The sequence below is a fragment of the Candidatus Marivariicella sp. genome (assembly GCF_983056325.1).
In genome coordinates this window covers 71,841-96,092 of record NZ_CEZOWA010000005.1, presented here as the reverse complement: position 1 = coordinate 96,092, position 24,252 = coordinate 71,841, and the positions used below count along the sequence as shown (strand labels likewise).

Sequence of the window (24,252 nt, the reverse complement as noted above, 5' to 3'; positions counted from 1 at the left end):
TGTTATCTAAAGTTATGAATTTGATTTTTTTTCTATCAATAATATTAAGATTAATATTCCAATAATTCCAAAAAAAAATCCTAATAAAAAACCTAATTGTCGACTTCTGTTTTTCTGCTCAGCCAAATACGCACCCCAGGCTCCCAGAGCAACCCCTATAGCCATTGAGAAGTAAAAAATAGAATTAGTCATTCTTTTTAAATTTTAAATTCAATTTCGATAAAATTACATAAAGAAGAACTCCAAAAGGGCCTAACATAAAAGTACTTGCTAGAGGAATTACAATGACTAGGTGGGATATCTTATTTTTCTGAGCATTTTGAAGAATCCAGGCTCCCATCCAAAAATCAAAAGCTAAATAATGAATCCAACCAGCAGCTGCAGACTCTGGTGTAGAGTTTTTAAAAAGATCTAAAACTCCTTCTAATGATGAAAAATCAGCCTGAAAAATATTAGGTACCTGACCTAAAAAAAAAATATATCCAAAACTTAAAACTAATGGTACATATGGATAACTGATTATCGACTGTGTGATTTTACTTTTGGGCAAAAAAATTAAAAGACCCCAAAAAAATATCATGGATGTATTTATTATTGTAAATAAAATTGATGTCATAGGTTTTAGTTGTATAAAATATTACCTTGATAAGGGAGTAATAAAAAGTTTATGTTGCCATTCAAAGATATAAAAGGAAATAGAATTGATCCATTAGAACACACTTTGACTTTAATAAAAAGATACCCCTTTTTACAAATTCATATTGGAGCTGACTCTCAAAATTTAGGAAAAAAAACAGTTTACTGTACCGTAATAGCCTATAAGCTTGGAAATAGAGGAGTTCATTATATACTTAACAAAAGAACCCAAGATATTATTAAGGATATGTGGAGCAGGTTATGGCATGAAGCAGAATTAAGTATTGATACGGCTGAGTGGTTAAAACAAAAGATAAAAGTGGATATTGAAATTGATATGGACTACAATAACGATGTAGCTTATGAATCAAATAAATTAATTTCTGCTGCAAAAGGCTGGGCTAACTCCCTAGGGTATAAAGTCAATGTTAAGCCCCAAGTCCAGATTGCAACAAGAGCTGCAGATTACAACTGCAAATAAAACATTAGCAAACTTGTCTTTTTATTGGGAATATTCTAATTTGTGATTAATGAAAAACGTAATTCTTATATGCCCCTCTTCAGAGAGAGGGAGGTGGATCACCATATTTAATATATTAATTCCTGACTGGGAAATACAATCTCTTGAAAATATTGAAAACAAAGATTTAATTGATACTGCACTCGTTTGGAATCACCCTAAAGGAGTATTAAAAAAGTTTAAAAATCTAACTTTAGTGTGTTCTTTGGGAGCAGGAGTTGATCACCTACTTTCCGATACAAATATTCCAAAAGGAATAAAGATTACAAGAATAGTAGATCCTTTACTTTCATTTTCAATGTCTAATTATATCGTTCTTGCCGTTCTTCAATATCATCGTAAACTTGACAATTACATTGATAATCAAAAAAATAAAATTTGGGATCATGATTTAGATCCTGAAATAAACATTTCAATTGGTATTCTTGGACTAGGAACTCTAGGAGGAGATGCCGCAAATAAACTCAACAACCTAGGGTTTAATGTAAGTGGATACAGTTTGAGCTCAAAAAAGCTTGATGGCATTAAATGTTATAATGGTGATCAATTGATTCCGTTTTTGGATGATGTTAATGTTTTAGTTTGTACGGTTCCTTATACCTCAAAAACTCATGGTCTTTTATCAAGTAAGCTGTTTAATAAGTTGAAGAATCCTACTTATTTAATCAATGTTTCAAGAGGTAAAGTTCAAAGTGAAAAGGATATTGTAAAAGCAATTGATAAAGGTATTTTAACCGGAGCTTTTTTGGATGTTTTTGAACAGGAGCCGATCCCAAAATCAAGTCCATTATGGGCTAACAAAAAAATTAAAATTACTCCTCATATAGCAAGTGTAACAAATGCTGAAGCTGGTGCCAAACAAATAATTAATAACTACTACGCAAACCTAGAAGGGAGAACATTAATTAACGAAGTTGATTTAAAAAAAGGGTATTAACTATTCTTTATTGCATTACCGATTTTTTCAGGTCCAAAACGTACAACATCAGTAACGGGTAAATTAGTTTCTAATTCCCAAAAATCTATTGCTTTTTGGGCAGAAATAGGATCTAATTTTACAGTATTTAAAGATATTCCAACAACCTTAACATTTAAAAAGGTTCCACAGGCATTGGCTAAATTTTCATTTAACGCTATAACATCATTTAGGCTAGGTATTTTTATATGCTCAACTGGAGGTCTTAAGTTATTCAAATCAGCTCTGTGGCATAGAATTAAGTGAGTTGGGCAACTTCCCCTCATTAAAGGGAGAGTAGCGGAGCTTCCTGGATGAAGCAAAGAACCTTGACCTTCGATAAAAACCCAATCACTTTCAGATTCTGCTAAGACCATTTGCTCTACTGCTCCGCATGCGTGATCAACTTTATAGGCATCCAAAGGAATTCCTTTTCCTGTTAGTGTAATTCCTATTTGGCCGGTCGCAATAAAACTACTTTTAATCTTTTGTTCTTTAGTCCAATTATATAATTCCAGACTCGTAGTCATTTTGCCAGATGCCATGTCTGTCCCTACACATAAAATTCTTTTATTATTTATTTCTAAAGCTTTACCTGTTGCAATTTTCGGTACGAATTGTGGAATTCTTACATCCCATATCCATTGATTATTGGTTAAAGAGTCTTTATATTTTGTGGCAAGTTCGTCATGAAGACCATTAATTATTGATAAGCCATTAATTACTGCTTTATCTATTATTGAAAACCAAGATTTAGGGATTATTCCACCTGAGTTGGCAATACCTAATAAAAGTACTTCTGCTCCATTATTTATAGCTTGGTCCAGATCGCTAACAACAGGAACATTTCTGTTAATTGGAAGACAATCTTTTGTGTTTTTTCCAGCATTTTCAGAATCAATTACTGCAACAATTGGATTATTGAGATATCTTAATGCTCCATAACCCATTTTTCCATTTTCAGTAAAAAGATGTCCCTCCATGTAAATAGCAACTTTAGTTGAATTTTTTAACATTGAAATTAGCTTTGGTTAATTAAAATTGCACCGTGACCGGGAGCAATTGTTGGCATTGTCACACCATCAATCATTTTTGCGCCTGAGGCTGGATCGGGTTTCAAATTATAGTGCGAATCAAGATCAATATGATCAATTTGACCTGATATGGATGCTCCAGCAGATATAGAAATGGAAGATTCACTCATGCATCCAATCATTGTTTCTAAACCATGAGCTTTAGCAGTGGATAAAATTCTTAAAGCCTCGGTAATCCCTCCGCACTTCATAAGCTTTAAATTAACCCCGTCAACCCATTCTGAATAATTAATTATGTCATGAGAAAATCTACATGATTCATCCACAAATATTGGTAATAGTCTGTTTTGATATAATGTTTTAAGGCCTTTTTCATTTCCTTCAGCTAACGGTTGTTCAATATAATCACACTTTCTTTTGGACAACCACTCAATCATATATTGTGCATCTTCAGTATTCCATCCTCCATTTGCATCTACACGGAGACCTAAATCATAGGGCTTCACGCTTTCTAAAACTTGATTATACATATTTTTATCCGCATCAATTCCTTGCGGTGAACCCAATTTAACTTTTAAATATTTCGCTGAACTATTATCAAATAATAAAGGTATTCTGTCTTTTACAGATTCAGAACTCATGATACCTAGAGTGACTGATGTTTTTGTCTTTGGAATAGGTAGTCCAAGGAGCTCATGAAGAGGCATGTTTGCTTTCTTGGCTTTCCAATCCCAAAGGGCTATATCCAAACCAGCATAAGAACAAGGAGAAATTTTAAGCTCACGAGCGGTATATTCTATTTCTGAGATTGACTTTTGGGTAATATTAGTTTCAACTAGTTTTTGAAGTTCTGATATTATTTGTTCTGGATTTTGAGCTCCTTCATTTTTTCCTGGAGCAGATTCACCCCAGCCAATAATACCGTCTTTTTCAACTTTCACAAAAACATTATAAGTATCACCGTGAACCCCACGACTAATAGCGAGGGGGAATCTTTTTTGCAATAAAATCTTATGAAAACTAATTTTCATTGAATAAAGTTTTTAATTCTAATTAATAAACCAAATTAAAAATATCTTTGCATATAGAAACATATATGATAATTAATTTTTAAACTTATTTTTGTTTAATTAGTCACATAATGATAAACTCAAAAAAACATAATTAAAATGCGAAAAATACTCATAGCCCTTTTGTTTGTTCCCGTTCTATTATTTTCTCAAAAAAAAATTACGGGTACTGTTGTAGATGCTGATAATAATCTTTTAGTGGGAGTAAAAGTAATTGTTGAAGAAGATAATAGTGAAACCTTAACTGAGGCTGATGGAACATTTTCGTTGATCACAAACGGAAAGGGTAATTTGCTGTTTTCTAAAGTTGGTTTTTCAGGACAGTCTCTTGGTTTTGATCAATCGACATATACCGTAAATATTACATTGAATGGTGATAAAAGTATCATTGGTAAGGATAAAAAAACTAACTCACTAAGAAATATGAAAATAGTTTCTGGTAGAGATTTGGTTGAGGTTATTGCACAAAGAATAGCAGGAGCAAAAATAATAACAGGTTCAAGAGGTAAGAATATTTCAATAAGGGGTAGACAATCCTTCAAATCCTCAGATGCAGTTATATGGGAAGTCAACGGGATGATATATAATTCTCCTCCACCTATCGACATTTCGCAAGTACGTTATTTAGAGGTTTTAAGAGGATTAGCTAGCGCTAACAAGTACGGTTCTCAGGGTGGAGCTGGGGTTATTATTTTAAAAACCGAAGTTACTGACGCTGAATATGAAAGTTCTCAAAATCTTTGGAACGCACCCCCTCCAATGACCAAAGAAGAAAGAAAAGCACTTAAGGCCGAGAGAAAAGCAAAACGTCTTGCGAGAAAAGCAAAGAACAAGAAAAATTAGAAATTATATTAGAAAATGAATTTTATTAAAAATTTGGTCATTATAATTTGTTTTTTTGTTTGTATTAATTGTAATTCCTACAATGATATAGAGTCCTTACAGCTCAAAACTTCCTTTGTGAATTTAGAAAATGAGAAAGTTGATTTGACATCTTTCATTGGAAAAAAAATTATAATCAATCATTGGGCCACTTGGTGTAGTCCTTGCATTAAGGAAATGCCAGGCATGATTAAAGCACAACAAATTTTAAAAGATTATAATTATATATTTTTATTAATTTCTGATGAAAATATTTCAAAAATATCTAAGTTTAAAAATAATAAGAAATATGATTTTAATTTTTTAAAGTCTGTTAATTCAAATGAAACATTTGGAATACATATTTTACCTACTTCTTATGTTTTCAATGAAAAAGGAATTAAAATTGAAACTATCGTTGGAGGTGTTATTTGGGATTCTGAAAAAATGATAAATAAATTAAAAGCATTCTAATATGAAAAAAGTATATGTGTTTTTGTGCATGCTAACTTTAATTTCTTGCGCAACAAAAGAAATTCTTATTGAAGATATTCCACTATCATATCATAACAATAATGCACAACCTAGTTTAGTTTCTTATAATGGAACTTTATCATTATCATGGATATCTTCTGAACAAGATAATAGACCCTGTTTATATTTTAGTCAACTTAAAAACGGGAAATGGATTGAACCTCAAAAAATTGCTGATGGCTCTGACTGGTTCGTTAATTGGGCCGATTTTCCAGCTCATGCAGTTAACAAGGATTTAATATTAACTAGCTATTTAAAGAAATCAGATTCTGGAACATACACCTATGACGTAATTTTGAATCTTCGAAAAATAACTGGAGAAAAAATAAAGGAAGACTTTTTATTAAATACCGACGGTGTAAAAGCAGAGCACGGTTTTGTTAGTATTATCCCAAACAAAAAAGGATTTTTTGTTACCTGGTTAGATGGAAGAAATACAATTGAAAAAAAACATGATGGGGAGCACAAACCCATGACAATTCGTTTTGCCGAAATCTCTAACAATGGAGATGTTATTAATGAGAGTGAACTCGATGCAGCAGCATGTGATTGTTGTCAGACATCAATAGCAAATACCAGTAATGGCCCCATCGTTGTTTACAGGGATAGAAGTAATACAGAAGTAAGAGATATTTATAGTGTGCGAAATATAAATGGAGTTTGGGAAGATCCCAGTCCAGTTCATGACGATGGCTGGATAATTAATGGATGTCCTGTAAACGGACCTAAAGTTACTTCTAACTCAAAAAATCTTGCTGTTGCTTGGTTTACTGCATCTAAGGGTAATCCATTGGTTAACGTTTCATTTTCAAAAAATAATGGAGCTTCATTTGATAAACCAATAAAAATTAATGATGTTAATGCTATAGGAAGAGTGGACGTTGCGTTTCTAAATGATGATGAAGCAATAATTAGTTATATGGAGACTGACGACGATGGAACGTATCTAAGGATAAAAAAAGTTTCAGTAAATGGTCTGGTTTCAAAGCCAATTACAATATCTAAAATTGATGGAGGAAGAAATACTGGGGTCCCTCAATTAGAAATAATAAATAAGGAGATTTTTCTTGTTTGGACTACCTTTATAAATGAAATGAATCAGTTAAAGTCTGTAAAATTACATTCAGAAAACATCTAAAATTTCTACCTAAATATGTGTCGTCATTTTAAAAAAGTGTGTTTTGACTTTATCTTTTAACTGTTTTTAAAAGTATTAGTTTTATCACAATTAAGCTTGTCAATACACCTGTTAAATTTGCTATTATATCAAAAAAATCAAAAACACGATTACTAGTCAATACTGGTTGTAAATATTCAATAATAGTTCCAATTATAAAACATGTTATTGTAACAACAATATTTGGTTTTATAAAATTATGTTGTTTTAAAAGCATAAATAGACTAAGAGCCTGAAACCCGTAAAGTATAAAATGTCCAATTTTATCTAAATGAGGAATAATTGGTGGGATTTCGTCACTTCCAGGTAAAATAAAAAAACTTAAATATATAATTACTATTAAGTTTAATACAGAAATAAATTTCCAATTAATATTTTCAGTTTTCATAATTAAGTGTAAAAAAGCTAATATAATTAATGTCGTGTTATATTTGTAAAAAAAAGATGTTCCAATCTTCAAAGGGTTTTGATGAAATAGATCTACATGGAATCCGTCATAAAGAAGCTATGGAAATGGTAAGAGATGAACTTGGTCAAAAAAAATCTCAGGGATCCTTTTCTTTAACCATAATTACTGGAAATTCATCTGTGCTTCAAAACCGAATATTTAAGGAGATTCTAGAACCTACACAATTTAATTATTATATACCTTCTTGGAATTTAGGTCAAATTATTGTAGAATATGTAGTCTTATAATAAGGGTACACTTTAGTTTTTACCATTATCCCCAATTTACACCATTCCTCACTGACCACATCATTAAACCACCTCCAATCATTATTATTATAATAATTGCTATTGTAATAATAATCTCTTTAGTACTAGGCTTTTTGTTATTCTTCATTTTGTGTGTATTTAATGGATGTTTTATTATTTGATTAATTTACTAAAATTGAAGCAAATAGATCAGTTTGATCTAGATAGTAACGTATTTAAGGGTACACTTTAGTTTCTGCCTTGAGATTCTTTCATTACAATATATGCATTAGCTCCTTTATCTTTAGGTTCTGCTCTATTATACTTTCTTACTTCTCTCCTGTTACTTTATTTACTAAATATAATACTTTACATTTCTTTCAGAGTAACTGCAATAGAAACCTCAACAAATGCATGTGCCCCTTGCTTCATAACTTCAATTGCCATTTTTTCAAGTTTATAAATTACTTTTTTTTAATTCTTGGATTGCATGATTTGCAGCTCTAGCTGAAATAGCCATGAAGGTTAGGGATGGATTTTGTGTTGAGGTAGAGGTCATGCACGCTCCATCAGTTACATAAACATTTTTGCAGTTATGTAATTGATTCCATCGATTAAGTAATGACGTTTTTGGATCTTTCCCCATTCTAACTCCACCCATTTCATGAATGTCATTTCCAGGAGTTCTATTGTTATCATTAGTTTTGATATTAATAAAACCGGCTTTAGAATACATCTCCGTAAATTCATTAAAAAAATCCTTTAACATTTTTTCATCATTTTCATCGTAATCGACATCTATATTTAATTGCGGGATTCCCCATTCATCAACTTTTTCTGAATCTAATGTGACCTGATTTGTTATCTTAGGAATTGTCTCACCCATCATGTGAGACCCGACATTCCAAACTCCTGTTTCACGTGTATTTAAGAGCTGTTTTTTTAAATTCTCTCCTAAGCGATCTCTATTGGTTTCTCTCTGTGGGCTTGCTCCAAAACCTGCTGCATATCCCCTTAAAAAATTTGTTTCTTGTTTGTGTACATTTCTAAATCGAGGAATATAATGAGAAGTTGGTTTTCTTCCTTTTGTCGTGAAATCAGGAAACCCTTCATATTCAGCACTAATAGTTCCCCTATAGTTGTGAAATGCAATATATTTACCTAATAAATCATTATCATTTCCAAAACCATTAGGAAATCGATTTGATTTTGAGTTAAGTAAAATAAGGTTTGTGTTTAAAGTTGATGCCGTAACGAAAATCACATTGGCAAAATAATCCTTGCTTTCTTTAGTTTTAGAATCAATAACCCTGACTCCTGTCGCCTTTTGTTTAGACTCATCATATAAAATAGATTGAACAACGGAATTCGGTTTAAGATCTAGATTACCAGTTTTCATTGCCCAAGGAATTAATGTTGAATTTACATTAAAATATCCGCCGTAAGGACAGCCTCTTTGACATATATTTCTACCCATGCAAAGCCCTCTTCCTTGTTCTAAAAAGATAGGCTTGCTTTCAGTTAGATGTGCACAACGGCCATAAATTACGTGTCGATCGTTGTAGTGCTTTTTAATGGTTTTAGTAAAATAGTCCTCAACAATATTCGTTTCCCAGGGTTTTAAAAAATCTCCATCAGGTAATGTATCTAATCCATCTTTATTTCCACTTACCCCTACAAATTTTTCTACATAAGTATACCAATCACTTAAATCATTATAATTAATCGGCCATTCTACTGCAAACCCATCTCTTTCTGGTCCTTCAAAGTCATATTTACTCCATCTTTGAACTTGTCTTGCCCACATTATAGATTTACCCCCTACTTGATAGCCTCTGATCCAATCAAAAGGTTTTATTTGTCCATATTTATGTTCTTTGTCCTTAACAAAAAAGTGTTTAGAATCTTCCCGAAAAGCATAACAACGACTAGCAATAGGGTTTTCTTCCATATCTTTAGAAGTCAATCTTCCTCGGTGTTTAAATTCCCAAGGCTGCATATTTGTTGTGGGATAGTCTTTTATATGTTCAACATTTGGACCTCTTTCAAGCAACAATGTCTTAAACCCTTGTTCACAAAATTCTTTTGAAGCCCAACCTCCGGACATGCCTGCTCCAACTACTATCGCATCGTATTTATTTTTAATCATATAAGTTAAATAGAAACACTCCCTAAATATCTTCCAGGAATAAATTCAAAGTTTAAATAATCAATCATATAATTTTCTGAAGATTCAAAATGAAGTAAAGAGTATTTTTTTAAAGTTTCAATGAAAAAAGAAGAAGGATTTTTTGATAGAGAGCTTTTGTCAATAAAAGATATTTGTTCATTTAATGAAAATTTTCCAAATTCAATATCCTTAAGTTCAGTTGATATCATTTCAAATTCTTTTGAAAATCTTTTTATTTTCGATGTGCCATAACAATCATTTACCATAGTTAAAATAAATTCTTGACGAGATTCCATAGTTGGAAAATTAATTGCGTCTTCAGGTAAAATTATATTAGACAAGTAGCCTATTGTTTGTTGCTGTTCTTTTTTTAACATTGGCAAGTTAGAATATACAATCTCAGGCTCAATATTACATCCATATGGAGTTATAACTAAACCCGCGGTTATCAATCCCACATGCTTTAAAGCAATTCTTCGATTCATTGGTTATTTTGTAAATATTTTACATCCAAAAGATATTAAATTAATCTCAAAGCATCAGAATGTAAAGGTGTTTTTACAAAATAAGTGTTTTCAAGTTGATAAAATCCAGTTTTTTCAAAAACTAAACGAATCTTACACCTATAAAAAAGGAGTATTTTAGCACACAGAAAAAGTCCTTAATAGGGTTATTTTCCTTTAATAGTATATTGTTTGCTATGTTAATGTCCGAATCTGTGTACGAAAGATAGATCAAGCCCCATGGCTGTTAGAATCACTATAAATATGTGGTCTTATAATCTTTTCACTTCCTTTTGGTTCTCTTTATATACAACTATTGATCTCCAATATTAATTGGGTCTAGTTGTATTTTTTTAATAATTCTAGATGATTTTTTATCATTACATCTTTTGGTAATCCGTGGCCAGCTTTATCGATAGTTATAATAAATTTGTCCTCTTCTGGGGTGCCAATTAATTTATTCCAAGGTAAAAATGAATCTTCATATTCAAATATTCCGTCAAGCTTACCAACAATGTGCAGTATAGGTATTTTTATTCTTCTCAAATACAAATGAGCTTCGATTTCTTTTCTACTTTTTTGGAGCATCAAACCTCCTGCAAATATTGTTGCAGATTTAACTCTATCATCAATTGCTAAAAGAATATTGGAAGTTACAGAGCCCCAGCTAAATCCCATGTAAGAAAGCTTTTTCGTGTCTAAATCTTCTCTTGTTTTCAGATAGTCTATGACTCTTTTATAATCTTTTCCAATTTTGATAATAGCATTTTTATATTCCTCTGATTCATTTGGCCACCAACTATTAAGAGATTTTTCTCGGTCATAATTATTATAATAAACAGGAATAATTAGAGAATAGCCTTCATCTAACAAATATTTTCGATCCTTCAATAAATTCTCGTCAATTATAATTTGATCACTAAATATTGCCCCTGCACTTGGGAATTCAATTATTGGAACTGACTTGTTTTTAAATTCTTTAGATGAAATAATGAAACCATATAACTTATCATCACTACTATACGGAGGATCCATTTCAAATTTTTCAATAGAATAATTTGAGTTTGGACTTTTCACTTCTGTTGTTTTGACTTTTAGAGGAGTACTTGGATAATCGAATTGTGATTTATAAACCTCGAAAACTTCATCACTTACATCAAATTCATCATCAAAGTTTCTCTCTATGTGTTTGACATTATGATTATTATTGTTTTCATTTTCATTACCAAAGTTTTTTACCAATCTTAATCCATTTTGAATTGACCTATCTAGAGGATTTAGACTATAAAAACTATTAAAAGTATATTCATTAGTATTAAAAGCCCCTCCGAGGATTAAGCGTCTATCGCTTCCGTGAGTATTAATGACCCATTCCCTTACATTCCCGGCAATATTTGGCAGTAAATTTGGGTTTTCACTTTGAAAGTTTACGTTTTTCAGTTTTGTAGAATTGTAATTGGAATTTTTCAATTCCGGTAACTTTGCCGTAAATCCGGATAATAAAGATGCATCAAGCCACTGATAAATATTAGGCAAATCTAAAGATTTATATTTTGCATAAGCCCTAGCCTCAAACCAAGAAACACCATTAACAGGCAGGTCATCTTCTCCATCTGGATATTCACCATATGACCAATTCTTTGGGCCTGGTCTTCCATATTTATCGGTAAACAAACTTTTTGCTTCATCAAAGGTATATTCCTGTCCACTAATTTTAGTTGGAAAATCCCAATAATCTGGGTTTTTGTAGCCTCCTGAATCAATAAAAGCCTTGAACTCGTAATTGGATACCTCTGTTTTTGAAATACCAAAAGCATCTATTTTAATGTTACTTCCAAAATAAACACCCGGGATGTTCATGAAAACATCATTCTTTTGGTTTTTTAAAACAAAGCCTTTTGGTAACTTTTCTACTAAACTAAGGTTGAAAGATCCAAATTCTTCGTTAGAACCAATATATTCTGTTTGCCCATTAATAAGTTTTAAGTTAAAATCATTTTCACTACCTAGTGCAGGAACTCTCAAACTATCGATCGGGGTTTTTCCAACATAATTCCAAATTGAATCTCTACCATATTTAACATATACATCCGTTTTATTTAAATCACTATCAACACTTATTTTCCATGATGATTTTATAAAAAAACTTTTTAAAATTTCGTTTTCAGGATTTTTTACTAAAAGTTCTTTTGATTTAGTAAAAACATAATTAATATCGTTATTGTCAAAAGCAACTGATATTTTCGGTAAGAGCTCAGTAAGTAACTCGTTTTTTGATTCAGACTTTCTGAAAAAGTAAACAAATAAGACTAAAAGTAATCCCGTGAAAAGAACATTCACAACTCTTACAACCTTACTTTTTTTATCATTTGATTTAACTGTAACACTTTTAGTCTTTTTTGACTTTAGATATAAAGCAAAAAGTGAAATTATAAACGCTAAAAATAACGTTATAACTATGTAATTGAAGAATCTACTTTCAATAGAATATTTTTTAAACACCCAATCTAACCCTTGGAGCATTGTAAAACCAAAAGCGACAAAACCACTTATGAATTGAAAAAATTTATTTGAATTGAACATTGAAAAAGGCTGTTGATTCGTAAATATATAAATTTGATTTTAGAAACAATAAATTAGAAATGATCTATTTTAATTCATTAAGCTCTTTCTATAATTATTTAAAGGGAATTCTATCTAGAGTCTATAAACTACCCTAAAAGTGACAAATCTTGGCTGAATAAATGTTTCTGAACTAAATACAGAAATATTATTAGCACTGTTTCTGACTTGAGTATCTATATTCAAAATGTTTGAAGCTTTAATCTCGTACTCCCATTTAGCATCCTTATCCTTTACATACGAAAAAGATGCATTCCAATTTTGAAATGATTGGGGTTCACTTGTGCCTTGATCCTGAATTGTATAGCTGTAATTGGTTCGAAAAGTCATTTTCTTTAGAATAAATGCATCAAACTCAACAGACGGTGCTTTTGTAACGAATTCTGTTTCCCGATTTCCTTGTTCATTAGTTGTTATTGAGTATCTATATCTTAAACTGATATTGGGGGCATATCTAAAGTTCGTTCTTATTCCAGGAGTATAGGTTTGAGTAAATCCTTCGTTAAGTGAAGGTCTACCTTGAATAAATTGATTTATCTTACTGTAATTTAAACTTGTATTTAAACTTGTCCTGATTTTTCCAAACGTTTTTTGAACACGACCAAAAAGATTCATGTTTTCATCAGCAAAACTGGAATTAAAAAACGTACTTGTTCTTATTACACTTTCAAAATTTGTTAATCCTCTTATTTGATCGATATTACTTGAGTAGGCAGCCCTTACAAATACATTTGTATAGTTAAAAAGATTGAAGCTACTGTAGAATAGACTTATGTTGTGAGACAAAGCATTTTGTAAGTCTGGATTTCCATATTGTATACTGTTATAATCATTAAAAACTAATCCTTGAGCCAAACGAGTTATATCCGTAAACTGATTTTTCATATTATAGCTGAGTGTTAGAGACTCTCCTTTTTTAAGCTGTATTCGAGTTTCAAAATCAGGTAAAACCCTTAAAAAATTGTCTTTTATCGTTTCACTATATTGGGTGTTACTGTTTCCATATGCATGTATTGAAAGGCCTGGAGTAAAAGTAAATTTTCCAGTTCTAAAACGATAATGAATACCTAGATATACATCACTGAAGCTATATTCTGTATCATTTGAACCTAATCCTTGATTAATATTTGGAGTAGGTGTAAACTTAAGGCTATTGTCTAAAAATTGAAAAATATTGGAATTAAATTCCTGAAGACTTAATATGGTCCCTAAGGTGATATTGATATTACTTTTGGGGTTTATTATGTTATAGTAATCCAATTTTGCATCTAACTGATTTGATTTTATTTTCCTGTTCTGACCGATATCATAGTTTGTAAAAGAACTGTTCAGACCCAGGGCTTCTGCTGTTAAATCGAATGCATCATCTGCATTTGGATCATTTTGTAAAACTACATTATAAAATGGATCTTCGTTTTTAATCAAGTGCTGGGCTTCAAAAGCAAAAATATTTTTTTCATTTAAAGTGTAGTAATAATTTAAATTTTGATTTATTGTAAACGGAGTTATTTCGTTAATTTGATTTGTATTTCCAATAATTGAAGAAAAAATATTTTGCTGCTGAGAATCATTAGAAACACGAGCTATAATATCGTAGTCCATTTGATTGTTAAAGTTTGGTTTGAAAGAAGCACTAAGCTTTAATAAACCTTGGCTTGAATTTTCATTTCCAGATTGATCTTTTGATTCATCTGGTATTCCAGAATCTGTATATCTTATTAAACTGATCTCATTTGAAAGAATTTGGGTGGTATTATAAATCATGAATCCACTTAAGTCTAGCGCTGAGTTTGGAGAATAACTAAAGTTACCCGTAGCTAATTTATTTTTCGTTTGGAGCGCATTCCTTCCATTGGTCAAAAAATTAAGACTATTATCTCCAAGATTTATACTAGTTCCACTTTGCCTACTGGGCGTTCTAAAGCCTCCTCCAAAACCTCTAATATCTCTTCTTGTAAGGGCAACCTCGCCAATATTATTAAGATCACCAATAAAATTAATACTATACTTTGGACTATAATAAAATAGTTTAGGCTGAAGTAAATACAAGTTGTCTGTTGGGGAATCTCCTAGTCCTGTAGTAACATTTCCAAACCAAAAACTTTCTTTACCTTCTTTTAACTTTATATCAATAGCAACATTATTCTGATTGTTTCTTACTCCGCTTAGTTGTCCAACCTCAGCATAATTTTTTAAAACTTGGATTTTATCAACTGCACTGGAGGGGATGTTTTTTGTTGCAATTTTAGTGTCTCCATCAAAAAAGTCTTTACCGTTCACTGTTATTTTATTCACGATTTTTCCCTCAACTTCAATCTGATTATTTTCATTGATTTCTACCCCAGGAAGTTTGTCTATAATATCTTCTAGTTTTCTCTCAGATCCATTTTTAAATGAATCTGCATCATAAATAATTGTATCCCCCTTTACAATTATTGGTATTTTGACAATTACCTCATCCAAGAGAATTCCCTTTAACATTACATAGTTCTTAGAAAGATTTATTTCCTTGGTTTTTATAACCTCATCAATGGTTCTCAAGCCGAAATAACTTACTTGTATTTTATAGTTAGTATTTTTTTTTAGTGGAAGTTTATATTTCCCCGATTGATCAGTGACAACATATGATTCCATATTACTTGTCTTTTCATTAATTGCAACTAAACTTGCTGATTCAAGCGGGTTTTTCAAACTATCGGTAACCACACCCTCTAATTTAATTTGACCATATGAGGAAACAGCAAGTAGAATATAGAAAATAAACCAAGTTTTTTTCATGTTTTAAATAGTAATATTGTGAATAGCTAGTTTCTTCTTCTTCTGCCTCTGTTATTTCTCATTTCAAGCATTTTTCCTTTAAGAGTAGCTTGATATGCCATCTTAGTAATTACTTTTCCTTTACTAGGTGCTTCTATATCAAATGAATTCTTTGGATTTATTGAGATCTGAGAACATAATATTGTTGTATCACCTGCACTTACCTCTAAAATTAAACCTGGTAACCCTCCGAACTCTGCTGGTCCGTGTTTTAATGGTATTTGAAGAGTATACCAAGCTTCTACTTCGGTCATCTGAACTTCAGCACTATCACTCTCAGAGGATAAGTCACCCCAAGAGAAACTAAACCATGTCAACTCTTTTGTTGGAACAGAAGCAGTAGCTTTAAAACACATATACTGTCCAATTTTTTTTGATTCTGATTCCATTTTCCAATCAATGTTTTGTAATTCATCCTTAACTAAAAATCGCTTGCCGTAAAACTCTTGTGTCTGAACTAACTGATTTTCTTTTATGTTTTTGTATTGTTTACCTCTTGAAAAGTTACTTCCCCAGGAATCAGTTGCTCCAGAAATGGCATCTACTTTTTCTTCTTCTTCAAATATTGATTCTTCTTTGTTGAAGCTTAAGATGAATGTTTTTTCTAGTCTATTTTTTAGACGGCTTTGCATTTGCTTTTTTTGGGCCTCACTCATTCTTGCACCCCAACTACCCAAATTCAATTTAGATTTTGAAAAATAGTATGCTTTGCCCTGGAAGTTTTGATTTGTAATTTCTGGCGTATATGATACAAGCAAAAATGAAAAGAATAGAAAAATGGTTGTATTTATATGGTTCATTTATTTTTTTGATTTATCCATTAAACTTATCTTTTGACCTAATAAGGAGTCAAAGGTTTAATCGCTTAAACAAATAAACAAAAAATAGGTTAGATCAATGAAAATGAATGTGTTTTACTATTAAAAACAATCTGAAAATCTGTAAAATAAAACTATACTAAAAAGTGTTATCAAAATTTATTTATAATTTGATGCTGTTGACATGACGGATTGAATGATTTTAAGATTTGCAATCGGATCTGTGGCGGTTACTTTATTTTTTGCTGATAGATGAATTTCATTGAATCCTGAATTCAGGAATTCATTTGCGTTAACGTCATTAATTCCTCCCCCGGGCATAATAGTTATTTTATCTAAGAATTTAGAATTTAGTTTTTGTAATAATTTTAATCCATCTGCAGCTTTTGCCTCTTGTCCAGAAGTCAAAATTCGATCATATTTTAATTCGATTAGTTGAGCAATTGCTTTTTCTGGATCTTTTACAACGTCAAAAGCACGGTGAAATGTAAGGTTTAAATCAGGACACATATTTCTCCATTTTCTGAGATGTTCTAACGCTAAGTAGTTTTCTTTATCTAATGCCCCGATAACAATGCCTTGAATGGGAAATTTTTTAACTCGCTCAATATCCTTTTCTATTTGTTCTATCTCTTTATCATTATAATTAAAATCTCCAGCTCTAGGCCTAATAAGTACATGGATTGGAAGATTACAAATCAAAGTTGCTTTCTCTAGGAGTTCAGATGAAGGACTAAGACCATCGACCAATAAGTTCTGACATAATTCAATCCTGTCTGCTTTTCCTTCAACAGCTTTTTCTACGGACTGGATTGAACTGCAGCAAATCTCAACAATAATTTTTTTCACTATTTATGATTTATTATAAATACTATTTTCATTATAAACTAATGAAAATATCTTACTAAAACAAAGCTTACATGTTTAAAACCTAATTGGAATTTATTACATTTGAAAAAATGAAAAAATGAAAAATTTATTATTTCTAGTGTTATCAATCATTCTAATTAGTTGTTCTTCAGTTACTAAAGATGAAAAAAATATTATTGATGCAAATGCTCAGACAGAAAAGGATATTGAAATGTACACAAAAGTTTGGGACACTTTTATACAAGATGGAGACACAAGTGTTGTCAATGAAGAAAACTTTACCACCGATGTAGTTATTATAACAGACCAAGGAGATATAGTCGGTATTGATGCAACCAAAGCTTATTACGAAAATTATATAACTGCATTTTCTGACAGAGACTGGAAAATAATAGATGCTTTTGGTCAAGGAGATAAATTAATAAAACACTGGAATTTTAAAGGGAAACATACTGGTGAGTTTTTTGGAATACCTGCAACTGGTAATTACTTAGACCTATCAGGAACTACTATTGTCACTATGAAAGATGGTAAAATTGCTAAGGAACATGATTTTTTTAATATGAAGTCATTGCTTGATCAAATCAATAATTCATCTGGTGATATTACAATTGATGAATACCAACCTATTAATTAGTTTTCTAAATATTTTTAATTAAATTTTTAAGCACTTCATTTAACTCTTCAAGTGTAATCATATAGAGTGTTAAAGATGAAATCCTAGTTTTAAAATATTTCATTTGTACAAGCATATTAGATTTTAATTTTAAATCATTGTTTATCGAGAAGTGTAATATTTTTAAGTAATCATCAAGATTATTATTACTATTTATTGCAGCTGTAAATAATTTAGGATGTTCAAGGGTTAACAAGTTAATTAATTGTTCTTTTAGTGTTTGCTCATCCTTTACAGTTGTTTTTATACGGGATATATTCAAAGAGTGCAACCTTGTTAAAACCTCTTTTAATTTTTCAGATTTTAAATATTTTAAATCACCACTATTGATCATTGAATTATATCTATTCATAGGTGGCATAAAATCTCTAAAATAAATAAGATTATACTCAATTCTTGATTTACTTGAGCTAATTTTCTTGATTAAATCTACTTCAAGATTCTCTTCTAATAAAACTGTGTAAATTTCAATGTCCTCGCTCCAAGCATTTAAACTTTGTTCACAATATTTTTTAATTTCTTCAACTTCAATTAATAAACTATTAATGATTCTTTGTCTTTCACTTTCATTTTCGTTTTTTATTGATGTTTGATTCAACCAAAAAGAAGCAGAAATACCCATGAAGATGGCTATAAACTCAAATACAAATTTTATAAAGTATTTTTTTTGCACTTATAAAGATATTAAATTATAATCTTGTCTGATATTTATGTAACTCGTAATATCTTCCTTTAGAATCAAGTAATTCCTTGTGTTTACCTCTTTCTAAAATTAGTCCATCTTCAATGATTAAAATCTGATCTGCTTTTTGAATAGTACTTAATCGATGAGCAATTACGAATGTCGTTCTGTTTTTCATTAAAACAGTCAAGCTTTTTTGAATGAAGGATTCGCTTTCTGTATCTAAGTTTGATGTTGCTTCATCCAAAATAACAATCTTTGGGTTTGCTAAAAGTGCTCTTGCAATTGAAATTCTCTGTTTTTGACCCCCCGATAACTTAACTCCTCTTTCTCCAATAATCGTTTCTAGTCCGTCTTCAAAACGATCAGTAAATTCATTCACATAAGAGCCATTGACTGCTTCCATAAGTTCTTTTTTTGAAGCAGTAGGTCTTGGGAAAAGAATATTTTCACGAATTGTGCCTTCATATAAAAAATCGTCTTGCAAAACAACACCTATTTGACTTCTAAAACTTTTTAAATTAACTTTTGATAGATCAATTCCATCTATTAATACTTTTCCAGATGTTGGTTTAAGAAAAGCAGTAACCAAACTGGCTATTGTTGTTTTACCTGACCCTGAGGATCCAACCAATGCAGTTACAGAGCCTTGTTTGGCTAAAAATGATATGTTGTGCAATACTTCAGTCTTGTTATCGTACCCAAAAGAGAGGTCTTTAAAAATTACTTCTCCCTTAAGATTATCCAGATTCAAAGTTCTTTCCTTTGGATCATTTTCTTCCTGTAAACTCATCAATTCTTGAGTTCGATCCAATCCGGCAAAAGCCTCAGTTAACTGGCTTCCTATATTACTCATTTGAACGATAGGGGCAATCATAAAACCAAGAAAAAGTGTAAAAGAAACAAACTGTCCGTAGGTTAATGTTTCATTCATTATAAAATACCCGCCTATACCCATTATTCCAGCTGAAGCAAGTCCAATTAATAAAGTTGCAGAGCTTGTCATAAATGCAGTTGCTGTAAGACTCTTCTTAACATTTTGAAATAGCTTTTCTACTCCTCTTTCAAAAACCAATAATTCTTGTTTCTCAGCACTAAATCCCTTAATTACTCGAATACCATTTAATGTTTCAGTGAGTCTTCCCGTAACTTCAGCATTAATTTTACCACGTGCTCTAAAAATAGGTCGAATATATCCAAATGCTTTGAGTGCAATTACAGCAAAAATCATAACAGGAACCAAAACAAATAAAGTCATTAGAGCATTAATTTTAATTAATACAACTAAAGAAATCACAGCGGTTAGACTTCCGCCAATTAACTGAACTAGACCTGTGCCTACCAAATTACGAACTCCTTCAACATCAGTCATTATTCTTGACACAAGGGCTCCAGATTTATTATTATCAAAAAAAGAAATAGGAAGTGTCAAGAGTTTCTGCTGCACTTTTGCTCTTAGTAAAGAGATTAAATGTTGTGCCTCAACACTCAGAAGTCGTGTCAGGGAAAAGGCACTTATAGATTGAAAAATTAAGGCAGAGCAAACGACGATCAATAAAAATGACAAAGCATTAATATCTTTAGAAGGAATGACTTCATCAATTAGAGTTTTACTTGAATAAGGAAGAACCAAACCAGATAAACTTCTGATGATAATTAAAAAAAGACCTAGAAATACAATTTTTCTTCTGGGCCAAATAAATTCATTAAATGCCCATCGAAATGAAACTTTGTTTTTATTTTTCATCCTCAAAAATAGATTAAATAATAGTATTAAATACTATTGAAAAAAAGTTACCCTAGTTTTCCTGCAACATACCCTCCACTCCATGCAGCTTGAAAATTATACCCTCCTGTTATTGCATCAATATTTATAATTTCACCTGCAAAATAAATATTAGAAGATATTTTACTTTTCATATTTTGTAAATCAATATCACTAATGTCAATTCCTCCACATGTAACAAATTCCTCTTTAAAAGTTGTTTTACCCGATACTTTAAAATTGTCTTTAGTTAATATTTCAACAAATTTTCTAATACTTTTTTTAGAAATTTCATTCCATTTTAAATTTTCTGAAATACTTGATTTTTCCAACAAAAAAGACCACATTCTATTTGGAAGAGAGAATATATTGTTTTTAACAATCAATTTTTTTGGGTTTTGTTGTGCAAAATTATTTAGCTTTTGATATAAAAACTCAGTATTTGTCTCTCCAATCCAGTTTATGGAAATTTCAAATTGATAATCCTTCTCATAAAGCAAACGAGCACCCAAAGATGACGCTTTTAATATTGCTGGACCACTCATTCCCCAATGAGTTATCAAAACAGGACCCTGAGTTTTAATTTTAGACTCTTCTATTTTAATGATAGCATTCTCTACAACCAAACCCATTAATTGAGTTACAGATTCATTTGGCATGTTAAAAGTAAATAATGATGGAACGGGTGGAATAATTTTATGTCCCAAATTCGAAATCCAATCAAATCCATTTATTTTAGGACTTCCACCAGTTGTTATGATAACTGAATCAAAAGTCATTGATTTTGAATTTGACAATTCCAAATTCAAATAATCTGGTTTTACTTCTATTGACTTAACAGCTTGATTTATTTGGATGTCAATACCTAATTGTTCACACTCTGAAATCAAACATTCAATTACACTTTCTGATTTGTCAGACACTGGAAAAATTCGACCGTCGTTCTCTATTTTTAAAGGCACCCCTCTTTTTTCAAACCATATTTGTGTATCAATATTGCTGAATTGATAAAATATGGATTTTAATTTTTTACCTCCTCTTGGATATGAATTACACAATGAATTTATGTCTTGCGAATCATGCGTAATATTACATCTTCCTCCCCCAGATATTCTGACCTTACTAAGTAGCTTAGATGTTTTTTCAAAAAGAAATACTTTATGATTAGGATGATGTTCCTTTACGGAAAGGGCTGAAAAAAAACCAGCAGCACCCCCTCCTACAATAGCTATCTGTTTAGAAATCATGATAAATTTGGATTGTTAATTGGAATTAGTCCATTGATAATATTCCCAATCCCCTTCCTCTTCATACTTTTTAATAATATTTTCAAAACTCAATTTATTATTATGCTTTGTGATTTTAGTTGAACTAATTTGAGGTAGAAAATTATTGATAACGTTTCTAATAATTTTAATTGTTTCCTCTTTTAAAAAAGCAATGTTTTTATTGGATATGTCCTCTTTAAAGAAGACATTAATTTTAGCTTTTATTACTTTTTCTTTGCCTAAATAAAATGATTTATGGTGACTTCCAATTTTAATTATACAATTATATGTAGACCATCTTTTATCAAAACCTATTGATATAATTGGAATACAATTATTTTTTAATCTCTTTAGTTTTGGTTTAAGTTTTAATCTTTTTTGACTAATTATTTCAATCTCTGATTTAATTTTATTGAGTTTAGTTTGTGCTTCTCTTTTCTTCTTAGAAAGCTGATCTTTTTTTAGACTCAAAAGATCCCATTCATTTAATGATTTTAACTGATCTTGACTTAAATCAAAATGATTACTTTTTTTCATATTAAATTTAAAGATATGAAAATTTATACTCTATATGTAAATATAAAATATTTACTTTTATATAGTGTTATTTGATTTCATCAACTTTTACAGGTCGATTTTCTTTAAGAGACTTCTTTGCTGCCAATCCAATTTGTAAAGATTTTAATCCATCAATTCCTGAAACAGAGACTTCCCTGTTGTTTATTACTGAATCTATAAAATCTATAATCTCTTTTTTATATGCATCTGCATACCTTTCAATGAAAAAATTCATTGGTAATGATGATTTAACTCCATTTTGAGTAAAAAGATTGTTATTATCGATCATTACATTATTTGCCTGAATCATTCCTTTTGATCCAAAAACTTCCAAGCGTTGATCGTATCCATAAGCTGCTTTTCTACTGTTATCAATAATAGCTAGAGTAGAATCAGTATATTTTAATACAATAACTGCTGTATCAATGTCACCAGCTTTAGATATAGAAATATCTGTAAAAGCTTCTCCTTTTGCATACACCTCTTGAATTTCTTTATCAACTATAAAACGCGCCATATCAAAATCATGAATAGTCATATCTAAAAAAAGTCCGCCAGAATTTTTTATATATTCTATTGGAGGAGGTGCTGGATCTCTACTTGTTATTTTAACAAGATAAGGTTCACCAATAGACCCAATTTTAACTGAAGATTTTACTTTGTAAAATTCATTATCATATCTTCTATTAAATCCAATCATTAACTTGATTTTTGAATTATCAACTACTTTTAGAACATCATTGATTCTTTGAAGATTTAAATCTAGTGGTTTTTCACAAAAAATATGTTTACCAGATTTTGCTGCAATTTCAACATAATCTGCGTGAGTATTAGTTGGGGTACATATAACTATTGCTTCAAGCTCTTTTACCTCCAGAAAATCTTTATAATTTTGCAAACCTGATTTAACTCCTTTTCCTATTGCATATTTTAAAGCTTCAAAACTGGAGTCCATAACAGCAATAACTTCTACATTATTGAGCTCTAATAAATTATTAAGATGAATTTTTCCTATTCTACCTAAACCAGCAATTCCAATTTTTAATTTTTTCATTTGGTGTCTTATTTAAAATTTTAATTCTTTAGTTAAAAATTCAAATCCTTTTTTTGCATATTCATAGGGGTTTGCCTTTGAAGGGTCTTGCTCTGCTTCAACAACTAACCACCCTTTGTAATTACTTTCATGAATAACTTTTGATAATTCTTTCATGTTTAAATTACCGTCTCCTGGTACGGTAAATATTCCCAACTTAACAGCCTTTAAAAAACTAAGGTTTTCTTCATCAAGCTTTTCAATAATATTATTTCTGACATCCTTAAAATGAATATGAGAAGTTCGAGAGAGATATTTTTTTATTGCATGAACAGGATCCTGTCCAGCTATATAAAAGTGACCACAATCATAATTTAAATTAACATACTTTTCATCTGTTTCGTTTAACAACCTATCTACTTCGGCCATCGATTCTACCATTGTTCCAGCATGGTGATGGTAAGAAAGCTTAATCCCATATTCATTTAATGCAATTTTTCCTAATTCATTTAAACCATTAGTGAGTTTTTTCCATATATCGTCAGTGGCTGGTTTTCTTTTAGATAGTGATATGTTATAATTTCCATGAATAGAATTTCCAGTTTCAGCTCCACCAACAATTTCAGCTTCAAAAAAACTTAAAAAATCAAGTTGATTGATAAAATTACTTTTTACTTCTTGAAAAGATTTTGTCGAAAACTCATAACTAAACCATTGGTTACATATACTTAAGCCTCTAACATCAAGCATGTGTTTTAAAAGCACTCTATCATTGACAGGAAATTTAGTTCCAACTTCACATCCAGTATAGCCAGCCAGTGCCATCTCACTAATACACTGTTCAAAAGTAATATCACTTCCCAGTTCAGGCATATCGTCATTTGTCCATCCAATTGGAGCAATCCCTAATTTTATCATATTAATTTTAAAAACTACCTAACATTATATAAATTGATATAGTTATAACACAAAGCCCTATTGACATTG

General features: G+C 30.7%; 25 protein-coding genes. 7 read left to right on the top strand and 18 right to left on the bottom strand.

All coding sequences use genetic code 11. From position 1 onward, the window contains the following. Window positions 1–12: 12 nt before the first annotated feature. Entirely contained in the window at window positions 13–192 is a 180-nt protein-coding gene (locus AC3ATN_RS02700) for a hypothetical protein (RefSeq protein WP_487531697.1), read from the bottom strand. Continuing rightward, window positions 185–616: an ABA4-like family protein gene (locus AC3ATN_RS02695; protein ID WP_487531695.1), complete on the bottom strand. Its 432-nt coding sequence runs from the start codon at window positions 614–616 to the stop codon at window positions 185–187. The genes AC3ATN_RS02700 and AC3ATN_RS02695 overlap by 8 nt, the downstream gene beginning before the upstream one ends. A 51-nt stretch (window positions 617–667) precedes the next feature. Here AC3ATN_RS02695 and AC3ATN_RS02690 point away from each other — a divergent pair, with 51 nt between their 5' ends. Next, window positions 668–1,117: a ribonuclease H-like YkuK family protein gene (locus AC3ATN_RS02690; protein WP_487531694.1), complete on the top strand. Its 450-nt coding sequence runs from the start codon at window positions 668–670 to the stop codon at window positions 1,115–1,117. A gap of 49 nt (window positions 1,118–1,166) precedes the next feature. Then, window positions 1,167–2,093 carry an NAD(P)-dependent oxidoreductase gene (locus AC3ATN_RS02685; protein ID WP_487531692.1) on the top strand — a complete coding sequence of 309 codons (927 nt, stop codon included), beginning with the start codon at window positions 1,167–1,169 and terminating at the stop codon, window positions 2,091–2,093. Here the strand turns inward: AC3ATN_RS02685 and AC3ATN_RS02680 are convergent. Both AC3ATN_RS02680 and AC3ATN_RS02675 read right to left on the bottom strand, forming a co-directional pair. Continuing rightward, complete coding sequence (locus AC3ATN_RS02680; RefSeq protein ID WP_487531691.1) at window positions 2,090–3,127, bottom strand: N-acetyltransferase DgcN family protein; 1,038 nt, start codon at window positions 3,125–3,127, stop codon at window positions 2,090–2,092. The two genes, AC3ATN_RS02685 and AC3ATN_RS02680, sit on opposite strands and share 4 nt — an antisense overlap. A 5-nt stretch (window positions 3,128–3,132) precedes the next feature. Next, window positions 3,133–4,176, bottom strand: coding sequence for an enolase C-terminal domain-like protein (locus tag AC3ATN_RS02675; RefSeq protein WP_487531690.1), 1,044 nt, complete (start codon window positions 4,174–4,176; stop codon window positions 3,133–3,135). 138 nt (window positions 4,177–4,314) lie between these two features. Here AC3ATN_RS02675 and AC3ATN_RS02670 point away from each other — a divergent pair, with 138 nt between their 5' ends. The 3 genes from AC3ATN_RS02670 to AC3ATN_RS02660 all read left to right on the top strand — a co-directional run bounded on the left by AC3ATN_RS02670 (window position 4,315) and on the right by AC3ATN_RS02660 (window position 6,748). Further along, on the top strand, window positions 4,315–5,058 hold the full coding sequence (locus tag AC3ATN_RS02670) for a carboxypeptidase-like regulatory domain-containing protein (protein WP_487531689.1): 744 nt from the start codon (window positions 4,315–4,317) through the stop codon (window positions 5,056–5,058). Window positions 5,059–5,175: 117 nt separating this feature from the next. Beyond that, window positions 5,176–5,550 carry a TlpA family protein disulfide reductase gene (locus tag AC3ATN_RS02665; RefSeq protein WP_487531688.1) on the top strand — a complete coding sequence of 125 codons (375 nt, stop codon included), beginning with the start codon at window positions 5,176–5,178 and terminating at the stop codon, window positions 5,548–5,550. A gap of 1 nt (window position 5,551) precedes the next feature. Continuing rightward, the gene (locus tag AC3ATN_RS02660) at window positions 5,552–6,748 is read left to right on the top strand and encodes a sialidase (RefSeq protein ID WP_487531687.1); all 1,197 of its coding nucleotides are present in this window, start codon (window positions 5,552–5,554) and stop codon (window positions 6,746–6,748) included. Between the two features lie 49 nt (window positions 6,749–6,797). Here AC3ATN_RS02660 and AC3ATN_RS02655 read toward each other — a convergent pair whose 3' ends face one another. Next, window positions 6,798–7,247 (bottom strand): VanZ family protein, encoded by a 450-nt coding sequence (locus AC3ATN_RS02655; RefSeq protein WP_487531686.1) that lies wholly within the window; start codon window positions 7,245–7,247, stop codon window positions 6,798–6,800. Between AC3ATN_RS02655 and AC3ATN_RS02650 the strand changes: the two genes are divergently transcribed. Then, complete coding sequence (locus AC3ATN_RS02650) at window positions 7,232–7,483, top strand: Smr/MutS family protein (RefSeq protein ID WP_487531685.1); 252 nt, start codon at window positions 7,232–7,234, stop codon at window positions 7,481–7,483. The genes AC3ATN_RS02655 and AC3ATN_RS02650 overlap by 16 nt on opposite strands. Window positions 7,484–7,508: 25 nt before the next feature. On the opposite strand, the gene AC3ATN_RS02645 is transcribed toward AC3ATN_RS02650, so the two are convergent. The 7 genes from AC3ATN_RS02645 to AC3ATN_RS02615 form a co-directional block, all read right to left on the bottom strand. Next, window positions 7,509–7,631: a hypothetical protein gene (locus AC3ATN_RS02645; protein WP_487531684.1), complete on the bottom strand. Its 123-nt coding sequence runs from the start codon at window positions 7,629–7,631 to the stop codon at window positions 7,509–7,511. Between the two features lie 309 nt (window positions 7,632–7,940). Next, window positions 7,941–9,632 carry a GMC oxidoreductase gene (locus AC3ATN_RS02640; protein WP_487531683.1) on the bottom strand — a complete coding sequence of 564 codons (1,692 nt, stop codon included), beginning with the start codon at window positions 9,630–9,632 and terminating at the stop codon, window positions 7,941–7,943. A gap of 5 nt (window positions 9,633–9,637) precedes the next feature. Next, entirely contained in the window at window positions 9,638–10,138 is a 501-nt protein-coding gene (locus AC3ATN_RS02635) for a hypothetical protein (protein ID WP_487531682.1), read from the bottom strand. Between the two features lie 357 nt (window positions 10,139–10,495). Next, complete coding sequence (locus AC3ATN_RS02630; protein WP_487531681.1) at window positions 10,496–12,739, bottom strand: SUMF1/EgtB/PvdO family nonheme iron enzyme; 2,244 nt, start codon at window positions 12,737–12,739, stop codon at window positions 10,496–10,498. A 114-nt stretch (window positions 12,740–12,853) separates the two neighbouring features. Continuing rightward, window positions 12,854–15,556 (bottom strand): carboxypeptidase regulatory-like domain-containing protein, encoded by a 2,703-nt coding sequence (locus AC3ATN_RS02625; RefSeq protein WP_487531680.1) that lies wholly within the window; start codon window positions 15,554–15,556, stop codon window positions 12,854–12,856. A gap of 26 nt (window positions 15,557–15,582) precedes the next feature. Beyond that, window positions 15,583–16,395, bottom strand: coding sequence for a GLPGLI family protein (locus AC3ATN_RS02620; RefSeq protein WP_487531679.1), 813 nt, complete (start codon window positions 16,393–16,395; stop codon window positions 15,583–15,585). Between the two features lie 177 nt (window positions 16,396–16,572). Then, entirely contained in the window at window positions 16,573–17,262 is a 690-nt protein-coding gene (locus tag AC3ATN_RS02615; RefSeq protein WP_487531678.1) for a copper homeostasis protein CutC, read from the bottom strand. A 118-nt stretch (window positions 17,263–17,380) separates the two neighbouring features. Here AC3ATN_RS02615 and AC3ATN_RS02610 point away from each other — a divergent pair, with 118 nt between their 5' ends. Continuing rightward, on the top strand, window positions 17,381–17,920 hold the full coding sequence (locus AC3ATN_RS02610; protein WP_487531677.1) for an ester cyclase: 540 nt from the start codon (window positions 17,381–17,383) through the stop codon (window positions 17,918–17,920). Between the two features lie 4 nt (window positions 17,921–17,924). On the opposite strand, the gene AC3ATN_RS02605 is transcribed toward AC3ATN_RS02610, so the two are convergent. From AC3ATN_RS02605 to iolE, 6 genes are all read right to left on the bottom strand, one after another. Beyond that, window positions 17,925–18,632, bottom strand: coding sequence for a hypothetical protein (locus tag AC3ATN_RS02605; RefSeq protein WP_487531676.1), 708 nt, complete (start codon window positions 18,630–18,632; stop codon window positions 17,925–17,927). A gap of 16 nt (window positions 18,633–18,648) precedes the next feature. Next, the gene (locus AC3ATN_RS02600) at window positions 18,649–20,388 is read right to left on the bottom strand and encodes an ABC transporter ATP-binding protein (protein WP_487531675.1); all 1,740 of its coding nucleotides are present in this window, start codon (window positions 20,386–20,388) and stop codon (window positions 18,649–18,651) included. 47 nt (window positions 20,389–20,435) lie between these two features. Further along, the gene (locus AC3ATN_RS02595; RefSeq protein WP_487531674.1) at window positions 20,436–21,653 is read right to left on the bottom strand and encodes a BaiN/RdsA family NAD(P)/FAD-dependent oxidoreductase; all 1,218 of its coding nucleotides are present in this window, start codon (window positions 21,651–21,653) and stop codon (window positions 20,436–20,438) included. A gap of 15 nt (window positions 21,654–21,668) precedes the next feature. Continuing rightward, window positions 21,669–22,211 carry a hypothetical protein gene (locus AC3ATN_RS02590; RefSeq protein ID WP_487531673.1) on the bottom strand — a complete coding sequence of 181 codons (543 nt, stop codon included), beginning with the start codon at window positions 22,209–22,211 and terminating at the stop codon, window positions 21,669–21,671. 67 nt (window positions 22,212–22,278) lie between these two features. Continuing rightward, window positions 22,279–23,286, bottom strand: a complete 1,008-nt coding sequence (gene iolG, locus AC3ATN_RS02585) for an inositol 2-dehydrogenase (protein WP_487531672.1) — start codon at window positions 23,284–23,286, stop codon at window positions 22,279–22,281. 12 nt (window positions 23,287–23,298) lie between these two features. Further along, window positions 23,299–24,183 carry a myo-inosose-2 dehydratase gene (gene iolE, locus AC3ATN_RS02580; protein WP_487531671.1) on the bottom strand — a complete coding sequence of 295 codons (885 nt, stop codon included), beginning with the start codon at window positions 24,181–24,183 and terminating at the stop codon, window positions 23,299–23,301. Window positions 24,184–24,252 lie beyond the last annotated feature (69 nt).